We start from the raw sequence: 19,239 nt of genomic DNA, 5'->3' as shown, positions 1-19,239 counted from the left end.
CGCCCTGTGTCATGATAATCTTACATTCAAAAATTGAATCTATAGGGCGGAGATGGGATGAAGCAGGAAGAATTAAGCATTTTAAATGTGATTAATAATAAAACAGATGTAAGTCAGAAGGATATAGCTCAGATGTGCGGTGTATCTGTCGGTAAGATTAATTATATGATTAATCCACTAATTGAGCAGGAGTATATTTATAGAAAACGAGTAGGAAAAAGCACGCGCTATCATTTAACCGAAAAAGGAATTGAATCACTAACACAAGGACTCAGCAGTCTGCAAGACAACCGAGTAAACATTCATCATCGTTCATTTAAACCAATTAAGCAAGCTGTCATCTTGGCGGCGGGCCAGCGTAAAGAATTACAAAATCCGGCCGGCTTAGCCGATTTAGATGGACAAGTATTACTTGAACGTAATGTCGAGATACTGAAAAGAAATGGTATTGAAACTATTGTTATGGTTACAGGCTATAAAAAGGAACTATTTACGCGGTTTAGTGAAGATGAATCTATTACAATTGTAGAAAACAATCAGTATAAATGGACAGGCACAATGATTTCTTTAGCGTGCGCTGCAAAATATATTACAGATGACTTCCTATTATGGGAATCAGATATTTTAATTGAAGAGTACGCGATTTCTAAGCTGTTAAAGCATGAAGAACGTGATTGCGTTCTCATTACGAATGAAAGTGGCTCGGGTGATGAAGCATTTGTTGAAATTAGAAACGGAAATTTATACAAAATTACAAAAGATATTCATCAGCTAAACAAGATAGATGGAGAAATGGTGGGTATTAGTAAAATTTCCTACAATATGTTTAAGCGGCTCTTAACAGAATTCAAAGATAATCGCAATCCATATGTAAATTACGAGTATTTGTTGTTAGATGCGGCTAGACACTACAAACTAGGTTATTTAAAGGTCCCTGATGCGGTTTGGGCGGAGATTGACACACCACAGCAATACCATAATGTAGTGAACTTTGTTTATCCGAGGCTTAAGCGAAAAGAAGCGGAATATCAAAAACAACAGATTAAAGAGATTTTACGTGAAGCGCTTCAGCTTAATGAAGAGGAACACTTTGTAATTGAGCCGTTTGGCGGTATGACAAATAAAAACTATAAAGTAACGCTGCGTAATAAGGAATATGTATTGCGTATTCCTGGAAATGGTACGGAAAGCATGATTAATCGATATGAAGAAAAGTTTAACGCTCGTATCGCAAGTGATTTAGGAATTGATACACCTATTCTTTACTTCAATGAACATACAGGTGTGAAGGTAGCAGAAATGATTCCAGATGCGGAAACCTTAAATGCAAAGAGCGCAAAGCGTCAAGAGCATATGCATTTAACTGCAGAATTGCTGCGGACCCTTCATACTTCTCAGGCTGTGATGAAGAATAGATTTGACGTATTTGAAAAGATTGAGGAATATGAGCTGTTGTTAAAACAGGCAAACGGTGAAAACTTTTCGGACTATAAGGAAACACGTGCAGCAATTATGTACATGAAAGATATATATGAAGCTTTAGACGTAACGCTTACACCTTGTCATAATGATACATTACCTGAAAACTTTGTGAAAAGTGGAAGCGGTAGAATGTATTTGATTGATTGGGAATACAGCGGTATGAATGATCCGATGTGGGACGTAGCGGCTCATTCGTTAGAATGTAATTTCTCTCCTGAAGAAGAAGAATTATTTCTTCAGCTCTACTTTGGTCAGCCGGCAGAAGAGAAAATCAAAACACGTATATTGCTTAATAAAATTTTTCAAGACTTTTTATGGACTATCTGGACCCAGATCAAAGAAGCACAGGGCGATGATTTTGGTACGTATGGAATAGATCGTTATAACAGAGCGAAGGCAAACTTAACGCAATTATTTGAGCGCGTTTAATACAGAGGGGGATATATGATGAACAAGGGGCAAGGAAAAGGTATTTTTTTCGGATTATCTTCAGGGATACTGTGGGCACTTGATACCGTATTAATTGGAATTGTTTTATCAAGAGCCGTATTTTTATCAAACGAGCAAGTGATTTTTTTGGCACCTTTGGTAAGTACTTTGCTTCATGATATGTTGTCTGCTATCTGGATGGCAATTTATATGTTGTTCCGCGGTGAACTCAAACAAACATTTTCTAAACTAAGGACGAAAAGCGGCTTGTTTGTTGTATTAGCAGCATTAATGGGTGGTCCTGTAGGTATGACTGGTTATGTGTTAGCAGTAAAGTATATCGGAGCCTCTTATACAGCTTCTATCTCGGCTGTTTATCCAGCTGTTGGCGCATTGTTTGCGTTTATCTTCCTAAAAGATAAATTAGGTCTTAGAAGTTGGTTTGGTTTATTAATTAGTATTGGCTTTATCTTTTTCTTGGGCTACTCTAATGAAGGAATAGCAACTGAAAGTTATTTACTTGGATTTTTCTTTGCAGCAATGTGTGTTGTTGGTTGGGGACTAGAGTGTGTTATTATTGCATATGGTATGAAGGATGATGAAGTAAGTCCGGAGCAAGCCTTGCAAATCAGACAGCTTACATCAGCTCTTACTTTTGCGGCCATCATTATTCCGGTGTTTGGCGGTCATTTCTTAACAGTGGATGTTTTGATGAGTAAAGAGCTTCCGCTAATTGCAGTCATTGCTTTAGCAGGTACAGCATCGTATGTATTTTACTATAAAGCAATCAATCATATCGGACCTACAAAGGCAATGGCACTCAATATCACATATGCGGCATGGACAGTTATTATTGGTATGATTGTACTAGGAACAGCCTTCTCGCCAAAGCTATTGCTTTGCAGTATTGGAATTATTGTTGGCTCAATTTTAACAGTAGCAAGTCCAAAAGAAGTCATTGGTATTAGTTTTAGAAATGGAGAAAAGAAAACGGCATGAGAGCGATATTACTAGCAGCAGGAATGGGAACAAGACTACGACCTTTAACATTGACTACGCCAAAATCGTTAGTTGAAGTAAACGGGAAACCGATGCTAGAAAAGCAAATCGAATTCCTTCGTGAAAAAGGTATACAAGAAATCATTGTGGTGACAGGCTATTTGCATGAGAAGTTTAACTATTTAACTGAGAAATACGGTGTTACGCTTGTTCATAACGATAAATATGATCAGTATAACAACATTTACACTATGTATTTAGTCAAAGAGTATTTAACGGATTCTTATGTAATTGATGCGGATGTATACTTGCATCGAAATTTTTTGCTAGAAAATCCACAGACTTCATTATACTTTAGTTCGAAAAAACCTGATTTTAAAAATGAGTGGGTTTTACGATACGACGAAAGTGATCGTATTTACGATATTGAAGTACGAGATGGAACTGAGGATTATATCCTTTGTGGTATTTCCTATTGGGCAAAAAGAGACGCAGAGAAGATACAAGCAAGTTTAGAAGAGTTTATTGCAGATGGAAATTTCACAGATTTATATTGGGATGATGTAGTGAAGCATAATTTGCCTTCCTTACAAGTACATCTACATCGCATTCAAAGCGATGATAGCTTTGAAATTGATTCTCTTGAGGATTTGAGAAAAACACAGGAAATCTTAAAGCTGGAGAATATAAAATAACAGTGTATATCCCTTATGTATAAACAAAGAGCTCCCAATCATTTGGGAGCTCTTTGTTTATACGATTCTCTATTAAAGAGAATATATTAATTGCGGATAAGGTAGTCGAATGCACCTAGTGCTGCAGTGGCACCTGAACCCATGGAGATAATAATTTGCTTATAGGCGCTGTCCGTGCAGTCGCCGGCCGCAAATACGCCAGGGATACTTGTAGCACCATGCTTGTCCACAATGATTTCACCGAAGCGTGTGCGTTCAATCGTATCGCCTAACCATTCTGTGTTCGGTACCAGGCCAATTTGAACGAATACGCCTTCCAGTTCAATGTGGTGAACTTCCTCTGTGTCGCGATCCATATAGCTAATACCGTTCACTTTATCAGTACCTGTAATTTCTTTTGTTTGCACATTTTTCAGTACTGTTACGTTAGGAAGACTATATAGACGCTCTTGTAGTACTGCATCTGCCTTTAACTCTGGCATAAACTCAAGAACTGTTACATGCTTTACAATACCTGCAAGATCAATCGCAGCTTCGATACCAGAGTTACCACCACCGATAACAGCCACGCGCTTGCCTTCAAACAGAGGACCATCGCAGTGTGGGCAATATGCGACGCCTTTGTTTTTGAATTCTGCTTCGCCAGGAACGCCAACATTGCGCCAACGTGCACCTGTAGAAAGAATGACAGTTTTACTTTTTAGAACAGCACCGTTCTCAAGCTCAACTTCAATAAGATCTTTCTTTTCCAAACGTTTTGCACGTTGTAAGTTCATGACATCAACGCCATACTCTTTCACATGCTCTTCCAAGCCTGCTACAAGCTTAGGACCTTCAGTTTGTTTTACACTGATAAAGTTTTCAATCGCCATTGTGTCCATAACCTGACCACCGAAGCGCTCCGCTACAAGACCTGTACGAATGCCTTTACGTGCCGCATAGATTGCTGCACTGGAGCCTGCCGGACCACCGCCAACAATCAGTACATCATAAGGCTCTTTATCCGCAAATTCAGAAGCGTCTGGGGCGCTGCCGATTTTCGCCAGAATTTCTTCAAGCGTCATGCGGCCGCTGCCGAAGGATTCGCCGTTTACGAAAACAGTCGGTACTGCCATGATATTTTTGCTTTCAACTTCTTGCTTGAAAGCTGCGCCGTCAATCATGGTATGCGTAATACCTTCATTTAAGATACTCATTAGATTAAGCGCTTGTACCACATCAGGACAGTTGTGGCAGCTTAAGCTAATATAGGACTCAAAATGGTATTCGCCTTTCATATTTTTAATCTGATCAATTAGCTTTTGATCTACTTTTGGGGCTCTGCCGCTAACCTGCAGCAAAGCCAAAACAAGGGAAGTAAACTCATGTCCTAGAGGGATACCGGCAAATGTTACGCCCGTATCTTCTCCAATACGATTAACGCTAAAACTTGGTGTACGCGATAGTTCTGCGTGTTCTACTTTAATTTTAGGTGACATAGTGGCCAGTTCGTCCACTAGAGTCAGCATGTCACGGGATACTTCGTCCGTTCCCGCGCTGACTTTAAGCATTATATCGCTCTCTAATAATTGGAGGTACTGGGCCAACTGTGCCTTTATATCTGCATCTAGTAACATTTGTATCAAACTCCTTAGATTTTACCTACAAGGTCAAGGCTTGGTTTAAGTGTAGCGCCACCCTCTTGCCATTTAGCAGGGCAAACTTCGCCTGGGTTGTTGCGCACGTATTGTGCTGCTTTAATTTTGTTTACAAGTGTGCTTGCATCGCGGCCAATGCCACCTGCGTTGATTTCAACTGTTTGAATAACGCCATCTGGATCGATGATGAATGTTCCGCGCTCTGCTAAGCCGTCTTCTTCGTTTAATACGTCGAAGTTGCGAGAAATTACATGAGAAGGGTCACCAATCATAATATACTCAATTTTACCGATTGTTTCAGAAGTATCATGCCATGCTTTGTGCGTGAAGTGAGTATCTGTAGAAACAGAGTATACTTCTACGCCAAGTTCTTTAAGAGCTGCATATTGATTTTGAAGATCTTCTAGTTCTGTAGGGCATACAAACGTGAAGTCTGCAGGATAGAAGCAAACAACGCTCCATTGACCTTTAAAGTTTGCTTCTGTAACGTCGATGAACTCACCTTTTTGAAAAGCCTTTGCTGAAAATGGTGCTACTTCTTTACCGATTAATGCCATTTGAAAATCCTCCTAAAATAAAAAGTTTTAGTGCAATAACACTTTGTAATAATTCTAATTCGATATTAATTATTATATAAATCCTATTACTTTGTCAAAGGAAAAGCATATATATTTTTAAAATTGTTGAACGTAAGGAAATTTACATGCTGTGTATACAAGGCGCTGTAAGGCGAATTTTACGCATTATAGGCATCTTATAGGCTCTCTATGTAAACAAAAATCACGTCAATTTGCTGCTTATCCTTCTATATCTACCAATTAAATTTTTACCTATCTTATATTTTTCATTCATGAAAATATGAAGTATAAAAAAATATTCTGTTTTTTGGATATTGTTTACATTATAATAATCTAAATACGATATCATTTTCTAAAAATAGGAGAAAGATATATGAAAATTTTCAAGCAATTACGTAAGTCTAATACGTTTTGGTTATTAGCAATACTGATTGTTTTAAAAGCTTCTTTAAAATTACAAGGCATTGAAACACAAATAGGTATATTTTTTGATATAGCTATAGGTGTGACTATTCTCATTTTAGCGCTATTCACATTTTATTTTATGCATAAGGATTTACAAGACTATGCCCAAGAGCTAGAAGAATCGCGTGAAAAAATGAATAATATATTTCAAGCGCTGGATATAGCAGTTTGGTCACATGATCTTGTGGAAGATACATTATTAATTACATCGAAAATAGAAACGCTGTATGGTTATTCGCTGCGACAATTTTACCAAGATAAAAACCTATGGAAGAAGGTTATTATACAAGAAGATATACACCTGTTGCTAGAACGCCAAACAGAGCTTCTTAAGGGAAACCCGGTAACAAGCATATATCGTATTCGCCGTGCTGATGGAGAGGTACGCTGGATTCAAGATAAGGGCTTTCCAATATTAGATGCGAAAGGGAATTTTGTACACTTTACAAGTGTACTCATGGATATCACAGACAGAAAAGAAAGTGAAAGCTTATATCAAAGCTTAGTAGAAATGTCACCTGACAGTATCGCAGTTGTGAGCGGCGGACGAATTGACTATGTGAATGAGGCGGGATGTCAATTGCTTGGAGCTAAAACACAGCATGATTTAAAACGCATTTCAATAGAAGCTTTCCTTGATAAAGCAACATTACAAAAAATCAGAGAGCATCGTTCGCAAGGTGAACCAGTCAACCGTTTGGAGTTGGTTATGCATAATCTCAAGGGACAAGAAGTACAAATGGAAATGTCTATGAGCGAGCTGTTTTATGAAGGGCGTCCTGCCGTACAAGTCATCGGTAGAGATATAACAGATCGTAAACAGTCTGAAAAATCCATGGAAATGTTAGCATATTATGATTCCTTAACAGGTCTGCCTAATCGTTATAAATTTCGAAAATACCTAGGAGAATTATTACGAGATCATAAAACAGAAGGCTTTGTAATTATGTTTTTAGATTTAGATCGTTTTAAAATCATCAACGATACCAAGGGACATACGGTTGGCGATAAGCTTTTGCAGGGCGTAGCAGATCGATTGCATACATCTATTACCAGTAACGGTATTGTGTCAAGACAAGGCGGAGATGAGTTTATTGTTCTGTTGGAACATGCAAATATACAAGAAGCAAAACAAGTAGCAGGAGACATTTTACATGCATTTGCGAATCCTATTGATGTTGAAGATGACCAGTACTATATCACTCCTAGTATCGGAATTAGTATGTATCCGCAGGATGGAGATAATGTAGAAACGCTCATTAAGCATGCGGATACTGCAATGTATGCGGCAAAAGAAAGAGGTAAAAATACATATCAATTCTATACAGCTCATTTAATGGAGCGTTCTGCACGTAAAATGGAATTAGAAAATGATTTGCGTAAGGCTCTGAGCAAACAGGAGTTGCAAGTATATTATCAGCCACAAATAGATTTACAAACAGGAGTCGTCACAGGGATGGAGGCGCTTTTACGTTGGTCGCATGAGAAATATGGCTTTATATCTCCTTTAGAATTTATCCCAATCGCAGAAGAGAGCGGCTTAATCGTTCCGTTAGGCGAGTGGGTCTTAAGGCAAGCCTGTCAGCAAAATAAAAAATGGCAGGAAGAGAAAATTGCATGTATCCCTGTTGCGGTAAACTTATCTGCCCGTCAAATGCAGGAAGAAAACTTTATTGATAGGATGATACAGGTACTGCATGACACGGAGCTGACACCTCAGTTTTTAGATTTAGAAATCACGGAGAGTGTAGTGCAGGATATTGAAAACTCCACTGTAATTTTACATAAACTCAGAGATCTTGGGGTTAAGCTGTCCATTGATGATTTTGGCACAGGTTATTCGTCTTTAAGCTATCTCAAGCACCTTCCAATCGATAAAATAAAAATCGATAAGTCTTTTGTTGATGATATTATTCATCATGAAAATCAGGGTGCCATCGTTAAAACAATTATTGATATGGGGCACAATCTTCAATTCAAAGTCATTGCAGAAGGAATTGAGAAAGAAGAACAGGTTGAGTTTTTAATGAAACATGGATGTACCATGGGACAGGGTTACTTTTTTAGTCCACCTTTACATACCAAAGAAATGAAAAAATTCTTATTGCGAGATAAGGAAGTATTGGAAAGAGCATAATAAAGAAATGAAGAAAATGTGTAAGTGGCGAAGTTTAAATTTCACTTTAGCCCATATGGTACTATAATATATAAGGGACAACATACATAGGAAGGAATGAATATTATGCCAAAACAACAAATTGGAGTTGTCGGTGTAGGTGTTATGGGAAAAAGTCTAGCGCTTAACTTCGAAAGCAAAGGTTATTCCGTAGCCCTTTATGATATCTCAAAAGAAAGAGTTGACGCGATTATCGCTGAAAATACTGGAAAAAACTTGGTAGGTACAAGTGAAGTTCAGACTTTTATCGATTCCTTAGAATTGCCACGCAAAATTTTATTGATGGTAAATGCAGGTGAAATTACAGATAAAGCAATTGATTCTTTACTTCCTTACTTAGATGCGGGCGATATCCTTATCGACGGTGGTAACACGTACTTTGAAGACACGGTTCGCCGCAATAAAAAGCTTGCGGAAAAAGGTGTTAACTTCATCGGTGCTGGTGTATCCGGCGGTGAAGAGGGCGCTCTAAAAGGTCCTTCCATCATGCCTGGTGGTCAAAAGGAAGCCTATGAAAAAGTAAAGGATATGCTTGAGAACATTGCAGCAAAGGTCAATGGTGAGGCTTGCTGTTCATATATCGGTCCAGACGGAGCGGGACATTACGTTAAAATGGTGCATAACGGTATTGAATATGGCGATATGCAGCTTATCTGTGAGGCATATTTCTTCCTTAAACAAACACTTAATCTGAGTGCGCAAGAGTTTCACGAGATTTTTGCAGAGTGGAACAAAGGTGAGTTAAATAGCTACTTAATTGAAATTACAGCAGATATCTTTACAAAGATTGATGACGAAACAGGAAAGCCGCTTGTTGACATGATCTTAGATAAAGCTGGTCAAAAAGGTACAGGAAAATGGACAAGCCAAAGTGCGCTTGATTTAGGCGTTTCCTTGCCAATTATCACAGAGTCTGTATTCGCGCGCTGCATCTCCGCTTTAAAAGAAGAGCGTATTCATGCAAGTACAGTGTTGGCAGGCCCTGAAAAGTTACCACTAGGCTTAAGCAAAGAAGAATTAATTGAGGCTGTTCGTCAAGCGTTATACATGAGCAAGATTTGTTCCTACGCACAGGGCTTCACACAATTGAAGGCGGCGTCTGAAGAGTACGGATGGAACCTTGACTTTGGAAGTATTTCTATGCTTTGGAGAGGCGGTTGCATCATTCGTGCGGCATTCCTACAAAATATTAAAGAAGCTTACGAACGTCAAGCAGACCTGCCAAATCTGCTTCTTGACCCATATTTTAAAGAAATTGTAGAAGCGTACCAAGGGGGGTTACGTACAATTATCGCAGCTGCGGTACAACAAGGAATTCCAGTGCCAGCATTCTCAGCAGCTGTTTCTTACTACGACAGCTATCGCACAGCCACTCTGCCTGCAAATTTACTGCAAGCGCAACGCGATTACTTCGGTGCACATACGTATAAGCGTATTGATAAAGAAGGAACTTTCCATACACAATGGAAGTAAAAACAGCATATGTGGCTTAGCTGCTAAACAAAAAACCGAGCCGAGGCTCGGTTTTTTATTATATAGAATAGTCACTGTCATCTCCGATTGGCCACCAGTGGAAGCCATCTTGTGCCAGCAGATCATCAGCAGCCTTTGGTCCCATAGAACCGGCAGGATACAGCTCAAACTCACTGCTTGTATCTTCTTTCCATGCTTCAGAGATTACATCAACAAATTTCCAGGATAGTGCAACTTCATCCCAGTGTGTAAAGTTTGTTGCATCACCGTGAATTGCATCGTTAAGAAGCTTCTCGTATGCTTCCGGTGTATTGATACCGTCGATGCAATGATTGCAATAATCCAGCTTAGCCGGTGTTGTTTTATCAGTCATCCCAATCTTTTTACCATTTAAAATCAGTGAGATACCTTCATCTGGCTGGATATGGATAATAAGAAGATTTGGATGAACGTTATTTTCTGATTTAGAGTACAGATTCATTGGCAATTCTTTAAATTCAACTACAATCTTTGTAGATTTTTCTTGCATACGCTTCCCTGTACGGATATAAATCGGTACACCTGCCCAGCGGAAGTTGTCAATCATCAGCTTACCTGCGACAAATGTCTCTGTACGAGATTCTGGGTTTACCTTAGGCTCACTGCGGTAGCCAGGTACTTCTTTTCCATTCATGGAGCCCGGACCATACTGACTGCGAACGAAATATTGCTTTACCTCATCCTTTGTCATTGGGCGCATAGCACGTAATGCTTTAATCTTTTCACTGCGGATTTCTTCTGTTGTTAAGCGAATTGGTGGCTCCATCGCAAGCAAAGCTACCATTTGAATCATATGGTTTTGTACCATGTCGCGCAAGGCGCCTGACGTATCATAATAACCACCGCGGTCTTCTACACCAAGTGATTCACTGGAAGTGATTTGAATATTAGAGATGTGGCGATTGTTCCATAACGATTCAAAAATCGCATTGGCAAAACGGATTACACCAATATTTTGAACCATTTCTTTGCCTAGATAATGGTCAATACGGTAGATTTCATCCTCCGCAAACGCTTGTCTTAAATCCTCGTTTAGCTTCTGCGCAGAAGCGAAATCATGACCAAATGGTTTTTCAATAATAAGGCGATTCCAGCCTTGTTCATTGGTTACACCTTCAGACTTTAAGTAGGAAGCAATTGTTCCAAAGAACTCCGGTGCCATTGCCATGTAAAACATGCGGTTGCCCGGGATAGAAAATTCTTGCTCTAAGCTGTTTAATAGCTCATGTAAATCTTGATAAGAAGCTGCATTGGTAACATCAAACGCAAGATAACGAAAATGAGAGAGGAATTCCGTTAGGTCGCCTTCAATAGAAATATTGGAATCCTGCAAGGAAGCAGTAACATTTTCACGAAAAACTTCATCGCTCCACTCTCTGCGCGCCACACCTACTACAGCGAAATTTTTGTCTAGCGTACCTTTTTTGTACAGATTGTATATAGATGGGAAAAGCTTCCGTTTCGCTAAGTCGCCTGTTGCTCCAAAAATAACCATGGAGCAATATGTATGATTGTTCATGACAAACCCTCACCTTTATTAATTTATAAGAAATATTATTCCACAAAACAATAACATAATCCCGAATAAAGCAATCTCCTATTTCCAAAAAAACTTCATAATAGCCGTAAGTACCTTAAAAAGTATAACCCTTTTTATAATAGTTATCAATTTCTTGCTACATCATTTCGTATTAAGCGACATAAAAGTGATAAAATGAAAATGGATAAAGAGCTGAGAGGATGAAATCAATGTATATGACAATCGCAGAAACGGCGGAGTATTTATCACTTCCAGAAGCAACAATTCGTGCATTAGTTGGACAGGGTAAAATTAGAACTGTTCATGACGGCGAGCAGTACCTCATCTATAAAGACCAATTTGCTGACCATATGAAGCAGGTAGAAAAAGCAAAAAAGCAGCTTGCTGAATGGAACAGCGAGCCACTTCCCGAGGATATTGATATTAAGGATGAAGATTGAAGCCTTTGCGATGCAAGGGCTTTACTTAATAGTGAAGCCTTCCTCATCTAGATATTGAGCTGCTTCTCGATAGGAGTTGAATGTACCATCAAGGTTTAAACCAGCATACACATTCCACAAATCGTCTTCTTCCACAAGCGTGAGAGTATGTCCTTCGTCATTGATCCACTCTTCTTCAAAAGCAGGCTTATCAGGAACCGCTATCTCTTCTTCTGATAGAGACAAAATGGACTGCTCGACAATTGTGCGAAGCGCATCCGCTGAGAAATCACGGATATTGACCATACCCTTGTCGTTCATTTCATACCCATTCAGATATTCCCCATATACAAAGCCATTGCCATTTGGGTGCAGGTGATAAACAACCACTTTTTTCTCCTTCACGCTGCCTTCAAAATGGAAATTCACGCGCCCTAACGACACGTTTTTTCGCTCTAATTCTGAAAAAGATGAGATAATTGCAAGTTTTTCTTCAAAAGTTAGCATAATGCCTCCAAAATATATGATGAGTACTTATTATAGCATAAGAGCAAAAGCAAACAAAAAGCCAGCCTCCCCTTTACCAGTAAGAGGAGGCTGAAATGTGTGAATAGCTGATTAGAACAACTTCGTTGTCCAGCTCTCGCAATTCCATACTTCAGTCGCAACCTCACGATAGAATTCCGGTTCGTGACTGATAAGTAGGATGCTACCTTTGTAGGCTTTTAAGGCGCGCTTTAACTCTTCCTTCGCATCTACGTCCAAGTGGTTGGTAGGCTCGTCCAGTACCAGCAGGTTTGTCTCGCTATTTACTAGCTTACACAGGCGTACCTTCGCCTTTTCTCCCCCGCTCAGGACTTCTACCTTGCTTTCAATATGCTTTGTTGTAAGGCCGCATTTTGCTAATGCAGCACGCACTTCGTATTGTGTAAAGGAAGGAAACGCGTTCCAAACCTCTTCAATACAAGTATTGTAGTTGGATGTTTTAATTTCTTGCTCGAAGTAGCCGATTTGCAAGTAATCACCGCGCTGAACGCTGCCAGAAATCGGCTTAATTTCGCCTAAAATACTCTTTAGAAGTGTTGTTTTACCAATACCGTTTGCACCCATCAAGGCAATTTTTTGACCGCGCTCCATTTTCAAGTTTAAAGGTCTAGAAAGTGGGCTGTCATAGCCAATAACAAGATCCTTCGTCTCAAAAATCAGCTTGCCGGATGTACGACCTTCCTTAAAATGAAACTCCGGCTTCGGTTTTTCCTTCGCTAGCTCAATCACTTCCATTTTATCAAGCTTTTTCTGGCGGGACATTGCCATATTTCGTGTAGAAACACGCGCTTTATTGCGGGCAACAAAGTCTTTTAGCTCGGAAATTTCCTGCTGCTGACGCTTATAAGCAGACTCCAGTTGTTGTTTTTTCACTTCATAAATCTTTAGGAAGTTATCATAATCACCCACATAGCGATTCAATTCTTGGTTTTCCATATGGTAGATTAGATTAACTACACTATTTAAGAACGGAATATCATGGGATATCAAAATAAATGCGTTCTCATATTCCTGTAGGTAGCGCTTCAGCCACTCAATGTGCTTTTCATCTAGGTAGTTGGTAGGCTCATCTAGCAATAAGATATCCGGCTTCTCAAGCAATAGCTTCGCAAGCAGAACCTTTGTGCGTTGTCCCCCGCTCAGGTCGTGTACATCACGATCTAGGCCGACATCATCTAAACCAAGTCCGCGCGCTACCTCTTCTACTTTAGAGTCAATAATATAGAAGTCATTGTTAGTTAAAGTATCTTGAATGACCCCAACATCTTCCAGCATTCTCTCTAGCTCTTCAGGAGTTGCTTCTCCCATTTTCTCATAAATACCGTTCATCTCAGCTTCCATATCAAAGAGATATTGAAAAGCAGTTTTTAAGGCATCACGAATTGTCATTCCTTGCGACAAAACAGCATGCTGATCCAAATAGCCTACGCGCATATGCTTAGACCATTCAACTTTCCCTTCATCTGGCTGCAGCTTGCCAGTAACAATGTTCATAAAGGTAGATTTACCTTCTCCGTTGGCCCCGACTAACCCAATATGCTCGCCTTTTAATAGGCGGAAGGAGACGTTATTAAAGATAGCGCGGTCGCCAAAGCCATGACTTAAATTGCTTACTGATAAAATACTCATCTATGCATACACCTTTTCTTTATAGTGACGTAGTTGAAACTTCTCTATTGATTATAACGAAGTTGCAGGGAGGATTAAAGAGGGCAAATTATGTAGTACAGATAACACAAACTATATCATACAGTTTATTTATGAGAGGTACGAAGAAGCGGCAGACTATATGTATATGCTTCTCTTTGATTTTTGTATATCTATATAATAATTAGGCTCTTTTATAAAAGATTGTTGTTTTTAGATAGGTTTCTTTGTTTCAGGTTGGTTGGAGCGGAAATCAACCACTCCCCATTATTTGTTACATAGCAACAAAGTTTGCGAAAACAGCCAATAATTATGAATATATGTACCATTATTTCCCGAAGGTCTTTGTTAATATATTTTCTTTGCAGTCACACGATATATCGTCAAAAAGTGTTAAAATAAAGGAATGAACTTTATGAGGCAGTCAAAGGAGACTTTATAATATGCTGCGTGAAAGAACGGATATGGAAGGAGGAAATGCATTGAGTTATACAATAGATCATACCGGCCAGACCTCCGATAGCTTGATTTTAGAGCACTATGGCCTCAATGAACTGAATTTCGAGTCGGTAAAAAACTACCGGCAGCGCTTTGCGGCGGTCAAGCCGGATCATCCGTGGAATGCGCTGGAGTTAAAGGAGTTTCTTTATAAAATCGGTGCCTGGGGAAAGATTCGTAATACAAATAAAGAAGGACTGACTTTGGCTGGCTTATTAATGTTTAGTGAAGAGCGAATGATTACAGAAGTTTTGCCGCAATACTTTCTTGAGTATCGTGAGAGTTTGGGAAATAATGAAAATCTATCTTGGTCCCATCGATTTACTTCACAAGATGGAACTTGGTCTGGAAACATATACGACTTCTATTTCCGAACATTAGATAATATAAGGAATAGTATGTCTGGTGATCTTGGAGTTGAACAAGCTACTATTTTTCATGAAGCGATTATAAATGCGATTGTACATGGAGATTATTATGCAGAGGGCGGTATTGTAATCGAGAAAACACAAGATGCATATATATTCACTAACCCTGGTTATTCACGTGTTGCAGCAGAACAAGCTCTTGAGGGCGGCATTAGCAATTTAAGAAATCCCAATCTATTTAAAATGTTTATTATGATTGATTTATGTAAAAGAGCTGGCTCAGGTATACGCAATATGGATGTAGCGGCAAAACAGCTCAATTGGATCATGAGGTTTACATCTGATTCGGAAAATAATAAAACGAATCTTACCCTGAAGATATATCCTATGATTGTACCTATAGAAGAGGCATTTTTGTCGGGATGGCAGGAAAATGAGGACTCCTATACTAACGGTAGAAACTCCGATAATAAAGATTACAACTCCTATAATAAGGTTAAAAACTCTTATAATAACGATTTTAACTCCGCTAACAAAGACGTAATCTCCGTGAATAAAGAGTTTGGCTCCGATAATAAAGATTACAACTCCTATAATAAAGATATTGTCGGAAATAGTGAATCAACGAGGTCCATAAATAACAAAATGAAGGATTCTGTCGAAGTGCCTAGTACTGAAGATATATATGAAGAGGTGCTAGAGGATGATATAGAAGCAGAGCTATGGCAAATAGCTGAGCTAGCCAGGAAGAAAAAACGCCTGTCTCCAGACGTGATGGAAGATATTATTTTGCAGCTTTGTGCCAAGCGTCCATTGAGACTTAAGGAGTTTGCTTATCTGCTAGAGCGAACACCGGATGGTCTGAGAAACAATTATTTAGCTAAGCTTTTAGATAAAGGCAAAATTAAGTTAAAATACCCGAATCAGGTGAATCATCCAAAGCAAGCATACGTGATAAAATAGCGGACTAATTAATAGTTAAGGATTATATATTGAAACCTAGGTAAAGGAAGAGTGAGGATTACTCTTCCTTATTCTATTTCCTAGGTAATGGAAAGGAGGCATATAAATGGCTATATGGAATCCAGAATATATCGTCACACAAGAACTGGCAAAACGCCTAATTGAAGAGCAGTTTCAAGAGTTGATACCTGTTAAGCTCTCTTTATTAGGAGAGGGCTTTGATAATACGGTTTACCTGGTCAATAACATGTATGTATTTCGTTTCCCGAGACGAGGCATTGCCATCCCGCTTTTACAGACAGAAGGAGAAGTATTGCCGTTCCTCGCTGAGCAGTTACCTCTTGCTGTGCCGGAACCAGTCTATTATGGAACAGAAACAGAGCAGTATCCATATCCTTTCCTCGGATATAAGCTAGTAAAGGGACATGCTATTATGCAGTTATCTTCAAAGCAACGAAAAAAGATGGTTGAGCCGCTTGCCCTGTTCTTACGTACCCTACATGATGTACCGGTGCCTGATGGAGTGACGTTTGATGAACGAGATCGTTTGCATATTGAAAAGCGGAGGCCTATGCTACAAGATTATATCGAACGTATCGCAAGCCTAAATCTATATGACGTAACCTTTTTAAGAGAATACGCAATCAATATCCCGCATTGCGAGCATATAGCCCGGGAAACGCTTGTACACGGAGATCTTCATATCCGAAATATGATAGTGGATACGGAAGGGAATTTATCAGGTGTGATAGATTGGGGTGATATGCATCAGGGGGACCGTTCCGTGGACTTAGCGGCAATTTATACATTATTTGAACCGGAAGATCGTCGAGTGTTCTTCGACATATATGGAACAGTCCAATATCATGAACGAGAGCTGGCGAGATTTCGGGCCATTTTTACAAATGCTGTGCTTCTTCTATACGGATATGACAAAAGCGATGAAGCGCTTGTCAAATTAGCGCAGAACAGCTTGTATCTTGCGCTGACGAATGATGTCTAAATATCAGAATGCTTTTCATTTATGTACAAAACGTCTAAGATATAGAATAGAAGAAACCGGAAAGGATGTTTAGATGAAAACAGTTGTATTGGCGGAAAAGCCGTCTGTTGCCCGTGATTTGGCACGTGTATTAAAGTGTGGTAAAAAAGGGAACGGTTATTTAGAAGGAGAGCAATATATCGTAACATGGGCGCTTGGTCATCTGGTGACACTTGCCGATCCTGAGGCTTACGATGATAAATATAAGTCATGGAAAATAGAAGATTTACCCATGCTTCCAGCTCATTTGAAACTTGTGGTTATTAAACAAACGGGTAAACAGTTTCAGGCGGTAAAATCGCAGCTGCTTCGTAAGGATGTAAAAGATATCGTGATTGCGACAGATGCGGGACGCGAGGGCGAGCTGGTCGCACGCTGGATTTTGGAAAAGGTGCAGGTGAAAAAGCCAATTAAACGGCTTTGGATTTCATCTGTTACGGATAAAGCGATTCAGGAAGGTTTTCGTAAGTTGCGTGACGGCAAGGAGTATGAAAATTTATACGCGTCTGCGGTCGCGCGCGCGGAAGCAGATTGGTTCGTCGGTATTAATGCAACGCGCGCTTTAACATGCAAGCATAATGCGCAGCTATCCTGTGGCCGTGTACAAACACCAACGCTCGCAATTATCGCAAAGCGTGAAGAAGAGATTAAAAGCTTCCAGCCAAAACCGTTTTATGGTGTAACCGCCATCGGTAAAAATGTAAAGTTTATCTGGCAGGATGGGAAGACAAAGGAAACAAGAACATTTTCTAAAGAAACGGGAGATGCGATTGTAAAGGCGGTACGCAATCAAAAAGCGAAGGTTACAGAAGTGCAGAAAACCTTGAAAAAAACGTATGCGCCGCAGTTGTATGATTTGACAGAATTACAGCGCGATGCAAACCGTATTTTCGGCTATTCTGCCAAAGAAACGCTGTCTATTATGCAAAAGCTGTATGAACAGCATAAGGTGGTCACGTATCCGCGTACGGATTCCCGTTATCTTTCAACAGATATGGTAGATACATTGAAGGATCGCATTGCGGCTTGTAATGTAAAGCCCTATGCAAAAATTGCTTCAAGGTTGCTGCAAAAGCCAATTAAGGCGAGCAAATCCTTTGTTGATAACAGCAAGGTTTCTGATCACCATGCGATTATTCCAACAGAAGAAGCTGTCTTGCTTAGTTCCTTGAGCGATAAAGAGAGAAAGATTTATGACCTTGTTGTAAAGCGCTTTTTAGCGGTACTATCACCAGCCTTTGAGTTTGAGCAAGTAACGATTCGTGCCACAATCGGGAAAGAATCCTTTGTAGCCAAAGGGAAAACAATTCTTTCACAGGGCTGGAAGGAAGTATATGATAATGACTTTGAAGAAGAGGAACGTGAGGATGTATCGGATCAGGTTCTTCCATTCATTGAGCAAGGAGAAGAAATTGAAATTCTAAATATCTTGCAAACAAAAGGTGAAACCAAGCCGCCGGAGCGCTTCACAGAAGGAACGCTTTTGTCTGCGATGGAAAACCCAGCAAAATATATGTCCAGTGAAAGCAAGGATTTAATTCAAACGATTGGAAAAACAGGCGGTCTTGGTACTGTCGCGACACGTGCAGATATTATTGAGAAGCTGTTCAATAGCTTTTCACTTGAGAAAAAAGGGAAGTATATTCATATTACTTCTAAAGGGAAACAGTTGCTAGAGCTTGTTCCAGAGGATTTAAAATCGCCGGCGTTAACCGCCGAATGGGAGCAAAAGCTTGAGGCAATTGCGAAGGGAAACTTAAAGAAGGATACCTTCTTAAAAGAGATTCGTGAATATACGAAAACGGCTGTACATGAAGTGAAAAATAGTGACCAAAAGTTTAAACACGACAATATAACAGCGACGAGATGCCCGGATTGCGGCAAGCCGATGCTTGAGGTAAATGGTAAAAAGGGCCGTATGCTTGTATGTCAGGATCGTGAATGCGGTCATCGTAAAAATATTGCCAAGCTGACCAATGCAAGATGTCCAAACTGCCATAAGAAGATGGAGCTTCGCGGTCAAGGTGACGGACAAATCTTTGTCTGCAGCTGCGGTCATCGTGAAAAAATGAATGCATTCCAAGAGCGCCGTAATAAGGCCAAGCAAGGGAACGTATCAAAGAAAGACGTGGCCAAGTATTTGAAGCAGCAGGATGATGAGCCAGTAAACACAGCATTAGCAGATGCATTAGCGAAGTTTAAATTTAATAAATAAGAAAAAGGCGTTGTGCATGTGCACAGCG

At 39.7% G+C, this 19,239-nt stretch carries 14 protein-coding genes; 9 read left to right on the top strand and 5 right to left on the bottom strand.

The window, feature by feature from the left end:
- Window positions 1–57: 57 nt before the first annotated feature.
- From MUG87_RS12325 to MUG87_RS12315, 3 genes are read left to right on the top strand one after another with little or no spacing between them, the layout of a single operon-like run.
- Entirely contained in the window at window positions 58–1,911 is a 1,854-nt protein-coding gene (locus tag MUG87_RS12325; protein ID WP_247082546.1) for a phosphotransferase, read from the top strand.
- Window positions 1,912–1,929: 18 nt separating this feature from the next.
- Window positions 1,930–2,910, top strand: coding sequence for a DMT family transporter (locus MUG87_RS12320; RefSeq protein WP_368042571.1), 981 nt, complete (start codon window positions 1,930–1,932; stop codon window positions 2,908–2,910).
- Entirely contained in the window at window positions 2,907–3,605 is a 699-nt protein-coding gene (locus MUG87_RS12315; protein WP_247082542.1) for a sugar phosphate nucleotidyltransferase, read from the top strand. The genes MUG87_RS12320 and MUG87_RS12315 overlap by 4 nt, the downstream gene beginning before the upstream one ends.
- Window positions 3,606–3,691: 86 nt before the next feature.
- Here MUG87_RS12315 and ahpF read toward each other — a convergent pair whose 3' ends face one another.
- Window positions 3,692–5,221 carry an alkyl hydroperoxide reductase subunit F gene (ahpF, locus tag MUG87_RS12310; protein WP_247082540.1) on the bottom strand — a complete coding sequence of 510 codons (1,530 nt, stop codon included), beginning with the start codon at window positions 5,219–5,221 and terminating at the stop codon, window positions 3,692–3,694.
- 14 nt (window positions 5,222–5,235) lie between these two features.
- Window positions 5,236–5,799, bottom strand: coding sequence for an alkyl hydroperoxide reductase subunit C (gene ahpC, locus MUG87_RS12305; protein ID WP_247082538.1), 564 nt, complete (start codon window positions 5,797–5,799; stop codon window positions 5,236–5,238).
- A 394-nt stretch (window positions 5,800–6,193) separates the two neighbouring features.
- Between ahpC and MUG87_RS12300 the strand changes: the two genes are divergently transcribed.
- Together MUG87_RS12300 and gndA are read left to right on the top strand one after the other, a co-directional pair.
- Entirely contained in the window at window positions 6,194–8,422 is a 2,229-nt protein-coding gene (locus MUG87_RS12300; protein WP_247082536.1) for a putative bifunctional diguanylate cyclase/phosphodiesterase, read from the top strand.
- Window positions 8,423–8,527: 105 nt separating this feature from the next.
- Complete coding sequence (gene gndA, locus MUG87_RS12295) at window positions 8,528–9,934, top strand: NADP-dependent phosphogluconate dehydrogenase (RefSeq protein WP_247082534.1); 1,407 nt, start codon at window positions 8,528–8,530, stop codon at window positions 9,932–9,934.
- 58 nt (window positions 9,935–9,992) lie between these two features.
- Here the strand turns inward: gndA and zwf are convergent, their stop codons facing one another.
- Window positions 9,993–11,492 (bottom strand): glucose-6-phosphate dehydrogenase, encoded by a 1,500-nt coding sequence (zwf, locus tag MUG87_RS12290; protein WP_247082532.1) that lies wholly within the window; start codon window positions 11,490–11,492, stop codon window positions 9,993–9,995.
- A gap of 230 nt (window positions 11,493–11,722) precedes the next feature.
- Here zwf and MUG87_RS12285 point away from each other — a divergent pair, with 230 nt between their 5' ends.
- Window positions 11,723–11,953, top strand: coding sequence for an excisionase family DNA-binding protein (locus MUG87_RS12285; protein ID WP_247087684.1), 231 nt, complete (start codon window positions 11,723–11,725; stop codon window positions 11,951–11,953).
- A 21-nt stretch (window positions 11,954–11,974) separates the two neighbouring features.
- On the opposite strand, the gene MUG87_RS12280 is transcribed toward MUG87_RS12285, so the two are convergent.
- Both MUG87_RS12280 and MUG87_RS12275 read right to left on the bottom strand, forming a co-directional pair.
- Window positions 11,975–12,439 carry a hypothetical protein gene (locus tag MUG87_RS12280; protein ID WP_247082530.1) on the bottom strand — a complete coding sequence of 155 codons (465 nt, stop codon included), beginning with the start codon at window positions 12,437–12,439 and terminating at the stop codon, window positions 11,975–11,977.
- A 111-nt stretch (window positions 12,440–12,550) separates the two neighbouring features.
- The gene (locus MUG87_RS12275; protein ID WP_247082528.1) at window positions 12,551–14,107 is read right to left on the bottom strand and encodes an ABC-F family ATP-binding cassette domain-containing protein; all 1,557 of its coding nucleotides are present in this window, start codon (window positions 14,105–14,107) and stop codon (window positions 12,551–12,553) included.
- Between the two features lie 482 nt (window positions 14,108–14,589).
- Between MUG87_RS12275 and MUG87_RS12270 the strand changes: the two genes are divergently transcribed.
- From MUG87_RS12270 to MUG87_RS12260, 3 genes are all read left to right on the top strand, one after another.
- Window positions 14,590–15,954, top strand: coding sequence for an ATP-binding protein (locus tag MUG87_RS12270; RefSeq protein WP_247087682.1), 1,365 nt, complete (start codon window positions 14,590–14,592; stop codon window positions 15,952–15,954).
- Between the two features lie 106 nt (window positions 15,955–16,060).
- Complete coding sequence (locus MUG87_RS12265; protein WP_247082526.1) at window positions 16,061–16,957, top strand: phosphotransferase; 897 nt, start codon at window positions 16,061–16,063, stop codon at window positions 16,955–16,957.
- A gap of 73 nt (window positions 16,958–17,030) precedes the next feature.
- Window positions 17,031–19,211, top strand: a complete 2,181-nt coding sequence (locus MUG87_RS12260; RefSeq protein WP_247082524.1) for a DNA topoisomerase III — start codon at window positions 17,031–17,033, stop codon at window positions 19,209–19,211.
- Window positions 19,212–19,239: the final 28 nt, after the last annotated feature.

Source organism: Ectobacillus sp. JY-23, from assembly GCF_023022965.1.
In the GTDB taxonomy this organism is placed as follows: Bacteria; Bacillota; Bacilli; order Bacillales; family Bacillaceae_G; genus Ectobacillus.
This window is presented reverse-complemented; position numbering and strand designations above follow the sequence as displayed.

What these genes read in the sequence shown, in the direction of transcription:
- MUG87_RS12260 (WP_247082524.1), top strand. Translation starts at nt 17,031, where the DNA reads ATGAAAACAGTTGTATTGGCGGAAAAGCCGTCTGTTGCCCGTGATTTG.
- ahpC (WP_247082538.1), bottom strand. Translation starts at nt 5,799, where the DNA reads ATGGCATTAATCGGTAAAGAAGTAGCACCATTTTCAGCAAAGGCTTTT.
- MUG87_RS12285 (WP_247087684.1), top strand. Translation starts at nt 11,723, where the DNA reads ATGTATATGACAATCGCAGAAACGGCGGAGTATTTATCACTTCCAGAA.
- MUG87_RS12325 (WP_247082546.1), top strand. Translation starts at nt 58, where the DNA reads ATGAAGCAGGAAGAATTAAGCATTTTAAATGTGATTAATAATAAAACA.
- MUG87_RS12265 (WP_247082526.1), top strand. Translation starts at nt 16,061, where the DNA reads ATGGCTATATGGAATCCAGAATATATCGTCACACAAGAACTGGCAAAA.
- gndA (WP_247082534.1), top strand. Translation starts at nt 8,528, where the DNA reads ATGCCAAAACAACAAATTGGAGTTGTCGGTGTAGGTGTTATGGGAAAA.
- ahpF (WP_247082540.1), bottom strand. Translation starts at nt 5,221, where the DNA reads ATGTTACTAGATGCAGATATAAAGGCACAGTTGGCCCAGTACCTCCAA.
- MUG87_RS12275 (WP_247082528.1), bottom strand. Translation starts at nt 14,107, where the DNA reads ATGAGTATTTTATCAGTAAGCAATTTAAGTCATGGCTTTGGCGACCGC.
- MUG87_RS12300 (WP_247082536.1), top strand. Translation starts at nt 6,194, where the DNA reads ATGAAAATTTTCAAGCAATTACGTAAGTCTAATACGTTTTGGTTATTA.
- MUG87_RS12280 (WP_247082530.1), bottom strand. Translation starts at nt 12,439, where the DNA reads ATGCTAACTTTTGAAGAAAAACTTGCAATTATCTCATCTTTTTCAGAA.
- MUG87_RS12320 (WP_368042571.1), top strand. Translation starts at nt 1,930, where the DNA reads ATGAACAAGGGGCAAGGAAAAGGTATTTTTTTCGGATTATCTTCAGGG.
- zwf (WP_247082532.1), bottom strand. Translation starts at nt 11,492, where the DNA reads ATGAACAATCATACATATTGCTCCATGGTTATTTTTGGAGCAACAGGC.
- MUG87_RS12270 (WP_247087682.1), top strand. Translation starts at nt 14,590, where the DNA reads ATGGAAGGAGGAAATGCATTGAGTTATACAATAGATCATACCGGCCAG.
- MUG87_RS12315 (WP_247082542.1), top strand. Translation starts at nt 2,907, where the DNA reads ATGAGAGCGATATTACTAGCAGCAGGAATGGGAACAAGACTACGACCT.